13 protein-coding genes are annotated in these 14,560 nt (G+C 62.1%); 8 read left to right on the forward strand and 5 right to left on the reverse strand.

Translation table 11 applies throughout. The annotated features are described in order from the left end of the window. Positions 1 to 167 precede the first annotated feature (167 nt). From pdhA to KNN17_RS00190, 4 genes are all read left to right on the forward strand, one after another. Positions 168 to 1,400 (forward strand): pyruvate dehydrogenase (acetyl-transferring) E1 component subunit alpha, encoded by a 1,233-nt coding sequence (pdhA, locus tag KNN17_RS00175; protein WP_241706839.1) that lies wholly within the window; start codon positions 168 to 170, stop codon positions 1,398 to 1,400. Then, entirely contained in the window at positions 1,397 to 2,524 is a 1,128-nt protein-coding gene (locus KNN17_RS00180) for an alpha-ketoacid dehydrogenase subunit beta (RefSeq protein ID WP_241706841.1), read from the forward strand. Before pdhA ends, KNN17_RS00180 begins: the two co-directional genes overlap by 4 nt. 2 nt (positions 2,525 to 2,526) lie before the next feature. Next, a complete protein-coding gene (locus KNN17_RS00185) occupies positions 2,527 to 3,969 on the forward strand; it encodes a dihydrolipoamide acetyltransferase family protein (RefSeq protein WP_241706843.1) in 1,443 nt (480 codons plus the stop codon). A 102-nt stretch (positions 3,970 to 4,071) separates the two neighbouring features. Further along, complete coding sequence (locus tag KNN17_RS00190) at positions 4,072 to 4,209, forward strand: hypothetical protein (RefSeq protein WP_241706845.1); 138 nt, start codon at positions 4,072 to 4,074, stop codon at positions 4,207 to 4,209. Between the two features lie 3 nt (positions 4,210 to 4,212). Here the strand turns inward: KNN17_RS00190 and KNN17_RS00195 are convergent, their stop codons facing one another. From KNN17_RS00195 to KNN17_RS00215, 5 genes are all read right to left on the reverse strand, one after another. Continuing rightward, complete coding sequence (locus KNN17_RS00195; RefSeq protein ID WP_241706863.1) at positions 4,213 to 4,818, reverse strand: YdcF family protein; 606 nt, start codon at positions 4,816 to 4,818, stop codon at positions 4,213 to 4,215. An 89-nt stretch (positions 4,819 to 4,907) separates the two neighbouring features. Beyond that, complete coding sequence (locus KNN17_RS00200; RefSeq protein WP_241706873.1) at positions 4,908 to 6,665, reverse strand: hypothetical protein; 1,758 nt, start codon at positions 6,663 to 6,665, stop codon at positions 4,908 to 4,910. Continuing rightward, the gene (locus KNN17_RS00205; protein ID WP_241706876.1) at positions 6,662 to 7,321 is read right to left on the reverse strand and encodes a response regulator transcription factor; all 660 of its coding nucleotides are present in this window, start codon (positions 7,319 to 7,321) and stop codon (positions 6,662 to 6,664) included. The genes KNN17_RS00200 and KNN17_RS00205 overlap by 4 nt, the downstream gene beginning before the upstream one ends. A 758-nt stretch (positions 7,322 to 8,079) precedes the next feature. Further along, positions 8,080 to 8,310 (reverse strand): hypothetical protein, encoded by a 231-nt coding sequence (locus KNN17_RS00210; RefSeq protein ID WP_241706878.1) that lies wholly within the window; start codon positions 8,308 to 8,310, stop codon positions 8,080 to 8,082. Between the two features lie 12 nt (positions 8,311 to 8,322). Next, positions 8,323 to 9,366 (reverse strand): hypothetical protein, encoded by a 1,044-nt coding sequence (locus KNN17_RS00215; RefSeq protein ID WP_241706879.1) that lies wholly within the window; start codon positions 9,364 to 9,366, stop codon positions 8,323 to 8,325. 474 nt (positions 9,367 to 9,840) lie between these two features. Here KNN17_RS00215 and KNN17_RS00220 point away from each other — a divergent pair, with 474 nt between their 5' ends. From KNN17_RS00220 to KNN17_RS00235, 4 genes are all read left to right on the forward strand, one after another. Further along, positions 9,841 to 10,416: an NADPH-dependent F420 reductase gene (locus KNN17_RS00220; protein ID WP_241706881.1), complete on the forward strand. Its 576-nt coding sequence runs from the start codon at positions 9,841 to 9,843 to the stop codon at positions 10,414 to 10,416. A 465-nt stretch (positions 10,417 to 10,881) separates the two neighbouring features. Continuing rightward, complete coding sequence (locus KNN17_RS00225; RefSeq protein ID WP_241706889.1) at positions 10,882 to 11,856, forward strand: glycosyl hydrolase family 32; 975 nt, start codon at positions 10,882 to 10,884, stop codon at positions 11,854 to 11,856. Positions 11,857 to 11,900: 44 nt separating this feature from the next. Continuing rightward, entirely contained in the window at positions 11,901 to 13,010 is a 1,110-nt protein-coding gene (locus KNN17_RS00230; RefSeq protein ID WP_241706906.1) for a serine hydrolase domain-containing protein, read from the forward strand. A gap of 145 nt (positions 13,011 to 13,155) precedes the next feature. Next, a complete protein-coding gene (locus KNN17_RS00235; RefSeq protein WP_241706907.1) occupies positions 13,156 to 14,526 on the forward strand; it encodes an ABC transporter substrate-binding protein in 1,371 nt (456 codons plus the stop codon). The last annotated feature ends 34 nt before the right edge of the window (positions 14,527 to 14,560 follow it).

Consider the following 14,560-nt stretch of genomic DNA (forward strand, 5'->3'; position numbering starts at 1 on the left):
TCTCCAATTCGTCCACAGCGTGGGCCCGTTACCCAGCTCACATTTGCAATCCGTCTTCCAGACTAAGGGTTTCAGGCAAGCTTTTCCACGATTCTGCCCAGAGCTGGATACGAAACTTCTCCAGGGAACATACTGGTGACAAATAGTGGATACAGAAGGACGGACCAATGACGATCTCCGCGGACCATGAGGCCCAGGGTCTGGCTGACGCTCGGCCGGACGATACCGAAGCCAACGACCAGGCTTCCGAAGTGCGGCGCAAGTTCGGAATCAGCGTGGAAGACTACATGCTGCCTGCACGCCATCAGATCCAGATGGTCAATCCTTCTGGTGTGCTCAAGCCCGAAGCTGAGCAGGGTACGGAGCCCGGTCACGAATATCCCATCCCTGGCGACGCTGAACTCATGGCTGCTTACGAACAACTCGTCGTCGGGCGCCGCGTGAATGGCCAGAACTCCGCCCTCGTCCGGCAGGGCCGCATGGCCGTTTACCCCTCCAGCCACGGCCAGGAGGCGTGCCAGGTAGCCGCCGCCCTGTGCCTCCGCGAAGGCGACTGGCTCTTCCCTACCTACCGTGATGCCGTAGCAGTCATGTCCAAGGGCGTCGACCCTGTGGAGACCATGACCATCTTCCGCGGCGACTGGCACGGCGGCTACGACCCCACCAAGCACAAGGTGGGCATCCAGTGCACGCCTTTGACCACCCAGCTGCTCCACGCTGTCGGCGTTGCGCATGCCGCCAAACTGCGCGGTGAGGACACCGTGGTGTTGGCGATGTGCGGCGACGGTGCCACGAGCGAAGGCGACTTCCACGAGGCCCTCAACTTCGCTGCCGTCTTCCACCTGCCTGTCATCTTCTTCGTACAGAACAACAAGTACGCTATCTCGGTACCCCTGAGCCAGCAGTCCGTGGCGCCGTCGCTGGCGCACAAGGCCGTCGGTTATGGCATGGCCGGTGAGCGCGTTGACGGCAACGACCTCGTCGCTTTGCTCGCCGTGCTGGACCGGGCAGTGAAACTCGCTCGCGATGGCTCCGGTCCCCTCCTCATCGAGGCCCACACCTACCGCATGCAGGCCCACACCAACGCCGACGACGCCACCCGCTACCGAGAGGACAGCGAAGTTGCCGAATGGACCGCCAAGGACCCCATTACCCGCATGACGGCGTACCTCACCGACCGCGGACTCCTCGACGACGACGGTTCCACCCGGATCGCGGCAAAGGCCGAAGCCGTTGCATCCCAGCTCCGCGAAGGCCTGGGGGAGGACGTCCCGGTAGACCCACAGAATCTCTTCCGCTACGTCTTCTCCACACCCACCCCGCAACTCAAAGAGCAGTCCGCCCTGCTCGCCGATGAACTCGCCCGTGAGGCATCCAGCCAGAAGGAGGCAGGCAAATGAGCCCCGCCGTTACCACATCCTCTGAGGCAACCGAGCGCGCAGCAACAGGCGATGTCAGCTCCGCCACCGCCAGTGCGGCCGCAAGTGCAGCAGCCGTAGCCGAAGCCTCCGGTCCCCAGACCATCACCATGGCCAAAGCGCTCAACACCGCGATGGCGGACGCCATGGAAGCCGACTCTTCCGTCCTTGTATTCGGTGAAGACGTTGGCCGCCTGGGCGGCGTCTTCCGGATCACGGACGGCCTCATGGCCACCTTCGGAGAACAGCGCTGCTTCGACACCCCTCTGGCCGAGTCAGGCATTGTGGGCATGGCCGTAGGTATGGCCATGAACGGAATGCGTCCCGTGATCGAGATGCAGTTCGACGCCTTCGCTTACCCGGCCTTCGAACAGATCGTCAGCCACGTCGCCAAGATGCATAACCGGACCAAGGGCGCCGTCAAGCTGCCCATGGTCATCCGTGTCCCTTACGCGGGAGGGATCGGCGGCGTGGAGCACCACTGCGACTCCTCCGAGTCCTACTACGCCCACACCGCAGGCCTGAAGGTCTACACGCCGGCGACCGTCGCGGACGGCTACCGTATGCTCCGCGAGGCCATCGATTCCGACGATCCGGTCATGTTCATGGAACCCAAGAAGCTTTACTGGTCCAAAGACCAAGTGGACCTGGGCGCACTCCGGGCCGAACATGCCGCGAACGCTGAGACAGGTTCCAGCAGTGAGGGGCGCGCCGCCGTCGCGCGTCCCGGCACTGATGCAACGCTCATTGCCTACGGCCCCTCGGTCCCGACGGCGCTCGCCGCCGCGGCTGCAGCCGCTGAGGAAGGCCGCTCCCTCGAGGTGATCGATGTCCGCTCGATCGTGCCTTTCGACGACGAAACCGTCTGCGCGTCGGTGCGCAAGACCGGGCGCGCTGTGGTGATCGCCGAGGCCCACGGATTCGCCTCCGTGTCCTCCGAAATCGTGGCCCGCGTGCAGGAACGCTGCTTCCACTACCTGGCCGCGCCGATCCGCCGGGTGACCGGCTTCGACGTCCCGTACCCGGCTCCGAAGCTGGAACACTACTACTTGCCAAGCGTCGACCGCATCCTCGACGCCGTTGACGACCTTCAATGGGAGAACTGACCATGAGCGCAGAAATGCAGGTGTTCCTGCTTCCGGACCTCGGGGAGGGCCTTACCGAGGCTGAACTCGTCAACTGGCTTGTGGCCGTGGGCGACGAGATCCGCGTCGACCAGCCGATCGCCGAGGTGGAGACCGCCAAGTCCATGGTGGAGGTGCCCTCGCCGTACGCGGGCATCGTCGCCGTGCTGCACGGCGAAGCCGGCCAGACACTCGACGTCGGCAAGCCGCTGATCTCAGTCGCTCCTGTTGGTGCTTCGATTGCGGCTGCACCAGAGGCTGAGCCCGAGCCTGTGGAAGAAAAGGTCTCCGAGCCATCCGCGGTCGCCGCAGCTGCCGAAACCTACCGCACCGAAGAGAAGGCCGGATCCGGGAACGTCCTCATTGGCTACGGAACATCCGGAGGTGGCGAGGCCCGCCGCACCAGGCCGCGGAAGGTTTCTGCCGGTTCTGCCATTCCGGTGAGCCCGGAGCCAGACTTTGCCGAACTCTCTTTGTCCCGTACGCGGATTCCGGGGAAGCTCTCTGCAGTGATTTCCCCCTTGGTGCGGAAGATGGCCAGAGACCATGGTGTCTCGTTGGACGCCGTGCCTGGCTCGGGGGAGAGCGGGCTCATCCTGCGTCGCGACATTGAGGCTGCCATCGGAGGGGCCACGCGCGAGACCATGCCGGTAGAGGTGCCCGCCGTTGTCCAGTCCTCTACCGGAGACCAGGATTCGCGTACCGGCCTGACGGTGGCTTCGCGCACTCCGGTCCGCGGGATACGGAAGGCCGTAGCCGCGAACATGACCCGCAGCCGCGCCGAGATCCCCGAAGCAACTGTCTGGGTCGACGTGGACGCCACTGCGCTCCTGGAGATGCGTGCCGAACTCAAGAAGCGTGATCCGCACGGCGCTCCTGGGCTGCTCGCGTTCATCGCTCGTTTTGTCACAGCTGGGCTAAAAAAATTCCCGGAGCTGAACACCCGGTTTGTCACAGCAGAGGATACGGCCGGCGGCGAAATGCAGGAGATCATCGCGTTCGACGGCATCAACCTTGGCTTCGCGGCGCAGACGGACCGGGGCCTCGTGGTTCCGGCGGTCCGCAATGCCCACTTGTTGAACGCCCGGGAACTCGATGCTGAGATCCGCCGTCTCACCGCCGTCGCCCGTGAGGGAAAGGCAACGCCGACGGAGTTGGCTAGCGGCACCTTCACTTTGAACAATTACGGCGTGTTCGGCGTGGACGGTTCTGCAGCGATCATCAACTACCCCGAAGTAGCGATGCTTGGCGTAGGCCGCATCATCGACAAGCCTTGGGTAGTGGAGGGGCAACTTGCCGTCCGGAAGGTCACCGAGCTGACGCTTGCGTTCGATCACCGGGTTTGCGATGGGGAAACGGCTGCTGGGTTCCTGAGGTATGTTGCGGACGCGATCGAGAACCCGGGGACAGTGCTGGCGGATTTGTAGTCCGATACCTTCAATAATCTCAAGCTCGAATTCAAAAGCGACTGGAAGAACAGGTACTCATCACTCTTAATTCGACTCTTTGGACGCCTCTAGCCTGACACCATGAACAATGGGGGATACCGTTCGGGATGGCGACGCAAGCGGGCGCGGAGGACTCGCCAGGAGCTGTTTGTCTATCTAGGGCTGGTGACGTTCTTCGTTATCGCCGCCGTGGTGTCGGCTATCGCGCTCACTCATTGACCTTCAGCAACTCGGGTGGATCGCAACTTTCACGAATGCCGCTGTTTGGTAGAGGTACTGGTAGGCCCACGAATCGGTGGGGTTGATCAAAGAAATTACCGGCAAACTCCGTCGGTCAGCGACCATCTGCAGGTCACCTGTGTAGCAGCGGGAGACGATCACGCGGGCCCTAGTTACGTGGAACTGGGCCGTCAGGACGTTGGCGCTTTTCCAGCCATACTGGACAGACAGATTTTTAAGCGCCCGCGCTTCGCCTTGGGTAGTGAATGGATCGGGGTTGAAACAGATAATTCGGTACGAGCGGTGATCACCACATATGCCGGCCTCGAATCGGCCGTGTTGATCCACCGGGCTTGAGACCGCAAGCGTGGGTGCATAGCCTTGCTGCATCAACTGTTCGGCATAAACCATGCGTTGATCTGGCGGCCCGAGCACGAACAGCACATCCGCGTGTTGCGGCTCATCAGACGGCGGAGCCACATAAAGAAAGATTCCGGCAACGGCCCAGACGATCGCCAAGGTTGCAACGACAGCAATCGACCGAAAGAACAAACGCTTCTTTCGGGTAGGCGGTGTGGCCTGTGTTTCGGGATCGCGGAGAAGGGTCATACCGTCCTCTTACCAAAGCGGGATGTGGGCGGCAGTGCTGCACTTGGGTCCAAGACTACTATCTGCCGGCACGGAGACCCATCGTTGACTCATGGAAGGCTGACACGGAGAACCACGTCGCCGCCATCCTGGCTCAGCGTTACCTCCTTGCACAGGGCCTGAAGCGTCGTCATTCCGAGGTTGGGGCGGATCCGGCCCCTGAGACGGCCAGGCGAACTGATGCTTATGTGAAGGGCCCCGTTGTCCGTTGACATTGTGACGCGGACATTGTTTCGTTCACCGTGGCGGATGGCGTTGGTGAAGCCTTCTGAGAGCACTTCGATGACTGCCTCAGCCCTGGCAGCGTCCTCGTCACATAAGGCCCACACACCAGGGTCGATGTCGCAGCACAGCTTCAGAACGCGCCCCCAGGTACTCAGCAGGTCCTGGATACTCGCTGCTCCGCGCACCGACTGCCCGGGCGACTCCTCCAGGATCTCACTTTCCGCAGCAGCTATGGCACACCGCAGGATGTCCCTCACCCGCGGCGGGGCAAGATCCTTTTCGTGATCGTTCCCTCCGGAAGCAGTCAATGCGAGGGCACTCGAAACCAGGTTTCCCTGAAGGTTGGTGTGCAGAATCCGGGCGACCCGCCGGCGGGTGTGGAGCAGCTTGTGGTGCGCGCGGTCGGCTAGCTTGAGTTGCTCGTTGAGCGAGCGTGCCAGCCTGACCTCATGCCGCCGTCGTTGGCTCTCGGCAGCTCGAAGAACCGCCACCGTGAGCGCAGTCAGCGGATAGGCCCAGATGGCGGACCAGTAGAAGTACGGGGCATAGCCGAATGCGTCCTGCAGCAGGCAGGTCACCGACGCTCCAATTGCGGCCGTGCCCGCGTAGCAGAGGGTCATGGCGGAGATTCGCCGCAGGGGACTGGTGATCCCCCGCACCGTCCGGGCCGTCGCGGCGTTTCCGGCGAGCAGAATGGCCCCGCCCACAACCCACTGAACCAGCAGGAAGAGAACGTCGTATTCGGTCAGCAGACGCACTGAGATGAGTGATTCGAAGAGCAGCACAGGCAATGCGAGCGGTGAAGCCTGGATCAAATCCGTGAGTCGCTCGGTGCGTTCTGCCCGGGAGGGCCGCTGCGGAGGGGCCGTGTCATGGGGCCAAGGTGAGTGGTCGTGGAAGAGCTGGTGGCTCATCGGGCGGACGACGTCATCGGAGATCGTCCGCAGCAGGCGTGAGGCCTCGGCTCTGTCGAGGCTTGTCATCATCCCGGCAGGGAGGGCCGCGTCAAGGCGTGAGGAGAGTTCGGTGACATAGTCGGATCGGATCGAGCGCAGACGGTTCTCATCGAATCCGAGCTGCGTCTCGATCGCTGCCCGCGCGGCGCGGAGCCGGCGTTCAAGCACGGCGTGCCCGCGGATGCAGTCCGTCAGAATAGCAATCGCCGAAAGGAAAACCAGGGCCATCCCGACGTTGATGAGGATGCGGGCCCAGAGATTTTCGCTGAGGTCCGCAATGTTCAGAACCTGCGCGGACCAGGCGACGAGGACCGGGCGGCAGGCGCCCAACAACGCGAAGGTGCCGAACGCCGTCGTGATCCTGCCCTTAAGGCTCGGGCGTGCCGTGATCAAAGGGCGGAGGAGTATCCCCAAAAGACCAAGCATGACGTGCGCAAGAAGCAGGATCGCGATGCCGGCACTTTCCCCCACCATCGTGGCCGATCCGGTCCCGGACAGCGTGTTCGATCCGGCGAACACGTTCATGACAGTCAGCGACAAGGGCAGGGTCAGAAGCCACGACCAGAGACTCAGGGCATTGTCACCGCCGATGCCCCGGGCCCAGAGTGCAGGGGAGCGGCCGCTCATTTGTCGCTATCGGCAGGGTCCGGCCACCCGAACGTGCGCGCATACAGCGTCGCTGCGGCAACACGCGGGTTCACGCCCGGAATTCGGTTCAAGCCGAGCGCCTCGAACGTGCGCGAAACGGCCTTCTCCACGGATCGCATGCTGCTTCCCCGTTGTTTCGCGATTTCAGCGTTGGACCAGCCCTCCGCAATCATGCGCAGGATATCCAGCTGTACACGCGTCAACGCGCCGATCCGCGCTGCGTCCGCCGACAAAGTGGGAGTCACGGTGACCGGAAGCTCCACCAAGGTTGAATTCACGGCATTGATGAGGCCGTCCACGGAGTCAAGGGACGACTTGTTGACGAAAGTCGATCCCGCCGGCAACTCGGAAAAGGCAGCCTCCGACGGATAGTTGGTGAGGAAAACGATCGCGCACCCCGGCGAGAGCGACCTCACCACATGCGCCAGTTCGACGCCGTTGGGCCGGGTTCCCAGATCGATGTCCGTCACAAGAACATCGGGATCGACGGCGGCAAACATGGAGATCGCCTCGGACGCGGACGCGCAGTCATGGACGTCGAATTCCGCGCCCCTCAAGGCCTCGGCGACCAGCCCGCGCATGAATGGTTGATCTTCGACAACCAGCACCCGCCGAACCCACCCCACAGCCCCCATGGTTGAAGGCTATCCGAGCACGCCCTTCGATTCACCGGCAGCAGCCAGTTGTTACAACTCAGGATGGATTACGACGGCGGCGCGCTCGCGGTCCGCTTCGCGACGCCGCCTGCCGGAGTGCTTGCCCCAGGCGACGGTCTCAGTGGCGGAGGGCGATCGTGACAACGACGCCCGTGGCGACAGCCAGAATCGCCAATCCAACGTAGGACAGTCTCCGCTGAAACCTTCTCCGACGCTCACGCCGTTCATCCCTGGCCAGATATCCCGTTCTGTAGTTCCCCATGCCGCGAGGATATCGCCGCTGAATCTGCGCTCGCCTGCCGGGGTTCGGGTATTGCGACCGGGTTGGCTGCCGCCTACCCGTCCTTCCCATCGTTGTTGAGAAGGTCCGGGATATGGTTTCGAAGTATGTGTGCTGCGATGCCCAGAGCTACGAGTGATGCGCTCAGTAGGGCAAGCCAGACGCGCACGACTGAACCGATGAAGCCTGTCAGCCATAGCCCGACGCCCGCGCCGGCCCCGCCTTGGAGGGGAAAAGAAGCGAACGTAAGTTTGTGGCCAACGTTTCGAAGAGCATTCCGCCCGTGCAGACAATGACGCCAACAATGAGCAGCCGGTTTCTTACCTGGGTAAAAAATATGTGGTGTTTGCGATTGAAGTTCCGATTCATTTTTAGTCCCCGCCTGACCTAAGGAGCGCCCCACCCTGCGGTGGGACGCTCCCCTCCGCGCCATGATTGGGCATCGTCGATCGAGGGACTAGGAAGGCGGCTCCCGGTAGGCGTGCACCATCGGGTCGGTGCGCTCGAGCTCGGCTGCGAGTGCACGTGCGGCCTTCTTCCTCCTGTGAAGAACTGCTTCATTGACCACGTACAACACCAGAACCACCGATGGTAAGAGGATTCGAAGCCACAGGTCCCAATTGGTCATAAAAAGGATCGCCAGGGAAACCATAAAGATCGGCGGATGCGCGTAGCTGTACCATTTCACGATTGCCTTCTCTCAGAAGCCGCAGTCTCGCCCAGGCATATCCCGTAGCGGAGAGGACGGGTTGGAAAGATTAATGCCATAGCACTTTGTGGCAACAAGGTTGGCACCCCTAAACGTGCCATTGATGATAGCGATCACAGACGCAACACCACCCACGCCGATCACGGTACAAATCTGGCTCACGACTTTTGCGATCCACCCGGTCAGCTTGCTGAATGTGCAGCCTGCCCACGTTCCGCCGACGAAAACCGTGGCCGTGAGGCCCGCTAGTACCTGCAACTCGGCGCCGCTGATCGCGAGGACTGGCCACGGTACCCACTGAATGCTCGGATCGGCCGTTATGGGAAATGCGTTCGAGGAATTGAAGTCAATGCGCTGAACTAAGGTACCGTCCTCAATCCTGAATGTCGTTGGCACCGGTTTGCCGTCGGCGTCGAATGCCCACGGGGAGACGAATGTGCCTGTAACTCTTCCCGCGGCGTCTCGAATGAGTACCGAACCGTCAGCTTCCACCTTCGCGGTGGATCCGGCCGAGAGAGCTAATGGGAATCGGTAATAGCGAGGTGCCTTGTCCGATTCGACTGTGATCAATGTTTGCGAGCCGTGTGGAATGCTGTAGGTGGTCGTTGTCGCGCCGGTCAGGGCGGTGGTCAAAAGTGGTGCGCCTTCGCCAATGAAGTGCCCGATCGGGACGCCCTTAAGCTGGGCAGGTTTCGTCTCTGACTTTTTGCCGGGAACGGTAATCCGTACCGAACCCGAGGGGGATTGCGTTTGGACAGTAGCACTTCCGGGGGCGTTCCCGTCCATCACATACACGCCGTCGTGCTTCTTGGCGTTTTCATGCAGTGGACTGGCGCTTCGCCCGGGCGACAGCCCCTGATCCCACGCGACAGACTGGACTCCAAGGCTGGTATCGGCCCGTATCGGCTGATCTACCCGTTCCTGTAGTGTCGTGCTTCTTTGAGCAGTACCTGCCTGTGCCGGTGCGGCAATAAGGATGGTCGCAATCAAAGACAGGCATGCGGTAGCTGAGGCAATAATATGTAGACGCTGCAAGGTAAACTCCTATTCATATAGGTGCCCCCCTGAGACTCACAGCTTGCAAGTAATCATACGGCGTTTTTGTCTTTGTTGAAAGAGAATTTCGTGCGAAATCCTACTACCTGAGTAATTAATTTGGCATTTGAAAAGGAGGATTAGCGTCGTCGACTGCGGGTGCGTTTTCTCGCCCTACGCCTGGCTGGTCATTCGCTGTTCCCAGGAAGGACACGGCAAGGACGCCTTCCGACGATCAGCGCGGGGGACTAGGATGCCGGAATGAGAGTTACGTTGCTCCGCGGGGAGGGCGATGGCGGCCCCGATTGCCCACATCAATTCGTTGGTCGCTGCGATGATTGCCTCGACGCCGAACGAAATTCACGTGGTGAATCGGGTGGCCACGAGCCGGTGTGCCCCAGCGAATAGTCGGCGGTGCTGCCTCCGGAAGGCGCCCGTCGTCGGTGCTTGCCGCGAAATGAATAGGTGGAATCCATGCGGATTACCGTGATTGGGCGGGGTCACGTCGGCGGCGCCCTCGCTCGACGCTGGACAGCCGCAGGCCACGACGCGGCTGCGCTCAGCCGTGACGGCGGTGATGCCACCGGCGCCGACGTCGTGGTGGTCGCCATCCCGGGAGACTCGATCGCCGTCGGGCTCGCCAACATTGCCGGCCTCGACGGCAACGTGACCATCGATGCCAGCAATGCCTTCGGCGATCGGCTGCCGGGCTACGACTCGATCGCCCATCAGGTCAAAGCGATGATCGGCGGCCCAACCGCAAAGGCCTTCAACACCAATTTCGCGTCGATCTATGAGGCGGTCGACGCCGAGCCAATGCCACCAGGAACCCTCTACGCGTCCGACGCCGATGCTCGCCAGGTGGCCGAGCAGCTCATCAGGGACGCAGGATTCGAGCCGATCCACCTCGGCGACTTGACGAAGGCTCCACTGCTGGAAAGCCTCATCGCCCTGACCTCAACGCTGGACAGGGGAGAACTCGGTCCATTCTTCTACCGCTTCAACCGCCCCGGCGAGCTGGCGGCACGATTGGGCCTCAACCCGCGCTGAGTTCCAGCCCGCCAACCCCTACTGCAGCTTGAACAAATTGTGCGTGGCCGGCCCCTCCAGCGGTTTGCCCGCGGCCGTGAAGCGCGAGTCGTGCAGATAGCCGTGGGTTTCACATGGAAGAGCCAGGTCACGACCGTGCCCTCGGCAGGGCTGGTTTGCTCCGTGATGGACGGCTTCTCCTTCAGGACTGCCTTGTCACCGTAGTTTTTGCCGGGTTGCAGGTTCCTCGTATCGCACCAGCCTTTCGACTTGACTGCGCGGCGCCACGGAACCAGCGCGACCTAGGTGCTCCGTGGAGCTTGACATCTTGCTGGTTGGACATGAATATGGTGCTAAATGGTTTTAGCCAAGGAATTAAACCGCCTCTTCGGGCAACTCTTCGGATAAAGACAAGGACTCCTTCATGCTTTCGATTGCTCCCCGGCGCCGAGATTTCGATGCGACGCGCCAGCAGGTGTTCGCTCGATGACATTCGCAAAGAACGACCACTGGGTGTGGGATTTCTGGATCGCCGACGATGGCGAGGCTTACCATCTCTACTACCTGCAGGCCCCGAAATCGCTCGGCCACCCCGAGCTTCGACACCGCAACGCATCCATCGGCCATGCCACCTCCGCGGATCTGCATACTTGGCGGGACCACGGCACGGTTCTCGTCCACGGAGGACCGTCGGAACCGGATGCCTCGGCAACCTGGACGGGAAGTGTCGTACGTGGCGATGATGGGCTCTGGCGGATGTTCTACACCGGTTCGAGATTCCTACGTCCGGACGCCATCACTAATATCGAGACCATTTGCGTAGCGGTTTCTCGCGACCTGCACACCTGGCACAAGTCCGCTGACTTCGCCCTGAATGCTGATCCGCGAGGCTATGAAACCTTGGACGACAGCGTCTGGCACGAAGAAGCTTGGCGCGACCCCTGGGTATTTCAGAGCGCGTCGGGATCCTGGCATATGGTCATCACTGCCCGCGGCCGGAGTGGACCCGACGAGCGAAACCGGGGCGTTATCGGATACGCGCGTTCCGACGACCTTGAAAACTGGAGTGTGGGCACCGCGCTGACAGGAAGTGCCGGGTTCGCTCACCTCGAAGTTCCCCAGATTGTCGGGCTGTCCGGGAGCGACTGGCTGCTTTTTTCATGCGACGGGAGTCATCTCGCCGGGCCCCGGGCCGGGCTACCAGGCGGGATATGGCTCGCCCCTGCAGCCTCACCGCTCGGTCCCTTCGACCTCGACCAGGCCAGCCTTCTGGCAGACGAGCACCTCTACAGTGGTCGGATCGTGCATAACCGTTCAGGGCGTCCGGTTCTTCTTGCCTTCGAGAACCTTTCCGGTACGGGTGACTTCGTCGGGCGCATTTCCGATCCGCGCGATGTGGAATGGAATGGTCACGGTTTTGTGCTCGCCCCAGAGCTTCAAGAGCGGCAGGCCGTCAAGTGACGCATACGCAGACACAAGGAACCGTCGCACCTGGGTACGAGCCGGTGGCTGAAGCTTTCATCCGAGCATTCGACGGCCGTCCTACCATGGGTGCGGCCCTGGCTATCCTCGTCGGTGGAGAAACGGTGGTGGACCTCTGGGGTGGAGTTGCCGATGAAAGAACGGGATCTCTGTGGGAGCAAGACACCGCTACCGTGGTGTTTTCCTGCACCAAAGGACTCGTCTCGATTCTTGCCGCGCGGCTGGTCCAGGAAGGCCGGCTGCGCTACGACGCCCCCGTTCACCTCTACTGGCCCGAGTTCGCCACGGCGGGCAAGGGGAATGTCACGGTCGGAGAGCTCCTCGCCCACAGGGCCGGCCTGTCGGCTCCCCGTATTCCATTCACTACCGAGCAGATCCTCGACTGGGACTATGTGACCTCCCGGCTGGCCCTGCAGGACCCGCTCTGGGAACCGGGCACCGGCTATGCCTACCACGCGATCACGCACGGGTGGCTCGCCGGAGAGGTCATCCGCCGTGTCACATCCGAGTCAATCGGCGACCACTTCGGACGCGCAACCGCTCAGTGGACCGGGGACGCCTGGATCGGGCTACCCACCTCGGAAGCGCATCGAGTCGCGCACGTCCAAGTGAGTGAGAGCCAAGCGCAGGCCGGGCGCGCGCTTGCGGAGATGCCGGATGGATGGAATCTGCAGGCGATGACTCTCGGGGGTGCGCTGCCACCTGAGCTCGTCGGGGACGCCAGCGGTTTCAACGACTCGCGAGTGCGGGCAGCCCAGATTCCCGGAGCCGGAGGTGTGGCCACCGCACGTGCCCTCGCGTCTATTTGGTCTGCAACCGTCATTGAAACTGAAGGTGCCCGCATCCTTGACGATGCGACGCTTGAGCGTGCTCTCATGCCCATGAGCGAAGGCGCGCCGGTCTACCATGCGACCGGTCCGTGGCCGCGCTGGGGCGCGGGATTCCAGCTCGACTCCGCGGTCCGCAGCTACCTCAGCCCTCGAGGCTTCGGCCACGATGGCGCGGGCGGACAGGTAGCGTTCGCGGACCCTGATTCGGGCACCGGGTTTGCCTTCCTCACCAACTGGATGGAAGCCGGCGACGATCGCGCGACGCAGATTATTGACGCGCTCCGCACCGTCCAGCGGGACTGAGTTGGCCCCGCGAGATTCTTGCCAAGTCACACCCTGAAACAAAAAAGACCACTCTTGACAACCTGGGAGAGGTCCGAAACCATGGCTAAAACCATTTAGCAAATTTTTCAACCTTAGATCTCACACGACGAAGGAGTCACCAGCTATGACACTAAGTACCCTCCGCTCAACCCCGCATCCGCGGCGGCGAAGCATCGCAGCGGGCGGCCTGGCCGCCCTCGTCTCGGTCGCCTTGGCGGCTTGCGGCGCACCATCGGCCTCCGACTCGCCGTCGGCGGCATCGAACATTTCGGCAGGGTCCGGCACGGGCACCCTGAAGGTCTGGGCGCTGGATGGCCAGTCCGCGGAGAACACGGCGATCCAGAAGATCGTCTCCGACTTCGAATCCACCCACCCGGACATCAAAGTCAAGATGCAGTTCCTGCCAGCTGACTCTTTCGCAAAGGCCCTGCAGACCTCCAGCCCCGCTGACCTTCCCGATGTCCTGGAAGTCGACGGGCCGCAGATCGCCAACCTGGCCTACGGGCAGAAGATCGCTCCACTGTCGGACTACGTCTCAGCGGCCACCGTTCAGAACCAGACCGACGCCGTCAAAGGCCAGAACACCGTGGACGGAAAACTCTACGCCGTGAGCATGATGAACTCCGGTCTGGCAATGTGGGGCAACAAGAAGCTGCTCGACAAAGCCGGGGTGACGATGCCGAAGAGCGCGTCAGAGGCCTGGACTGCGGACGAATTCACCGAGGTCCTCAAGAAGCTCTCCGCCGTCGTGCCCAACGGCAAGCCTCTCGGTATCGCGGAGAACAACGGACTGAGCTCCGAATACGGCATTTACGGCTTCTCTCCGGTCCTGTGGTCTGCCGGCACACCGATGATAGCCAACGGCAAAGCTTCCGGTGCGCTTGATTCGGACACTGCGGTGAACGCCCTGAAGAAGTTCGCCTCGTGGAAACAGTTCACCAACCCCGACGGTGACGGCACGGCCTTTCAGTCCGGTCAGGTGGCGCTGAACTGGATGGGCAACTGGATGTACCCGGCCTATGCCAAGGCACTCGGGAACGACCTCGTCGTGGGCCCGCTGCCCAACTTCGGCAAGGGAGCAAAGACCGGTTCCGGAACGATCGCCTGGAGCCTCGGAGGGCACACGAAGAACGGCGCGGCAGCAGGCAAATTGCTTGACTTCCTCATGAGCGACCCCGTCGTTTCCACTTACACCGCTGCTAACGGGGCCCCGCCGGCGACGAAAACCACCGCAGCCTCCTCTCCGCTTTACGGAGCGGGCAAGCCCTTGGCTTTCTTGCGGGACCAACTCGACGCAGCTTGCCCCACAGAGGATCGGCTGTCCCAGCAGTGCGTTGCCGTATCGCGGCCCGTGACAGCGGGTTATCCGGTGGTGACGTCATCGTTCGGCAAGGCTCTTACCGCCATCTGGGGCGGGGCCGACGTGGCTGCAAGTCTCCAGGCAGCCGCACGGGCGATCGACCGCGATTTCGCGGACAACAACAACTACAAGTGATCGCTACCGTACGGGGTGGGCTTGCCTACCCCGT

This window comes from Arthrobacter bambusae (assembly GCF_022606295.1).
Lineage (GTDB): Bacteria > Actinomycetota > Actinomycetes > Actinomycetales > Micrococcaceae > Arthrobacter > Arthrobacter bambusae_A.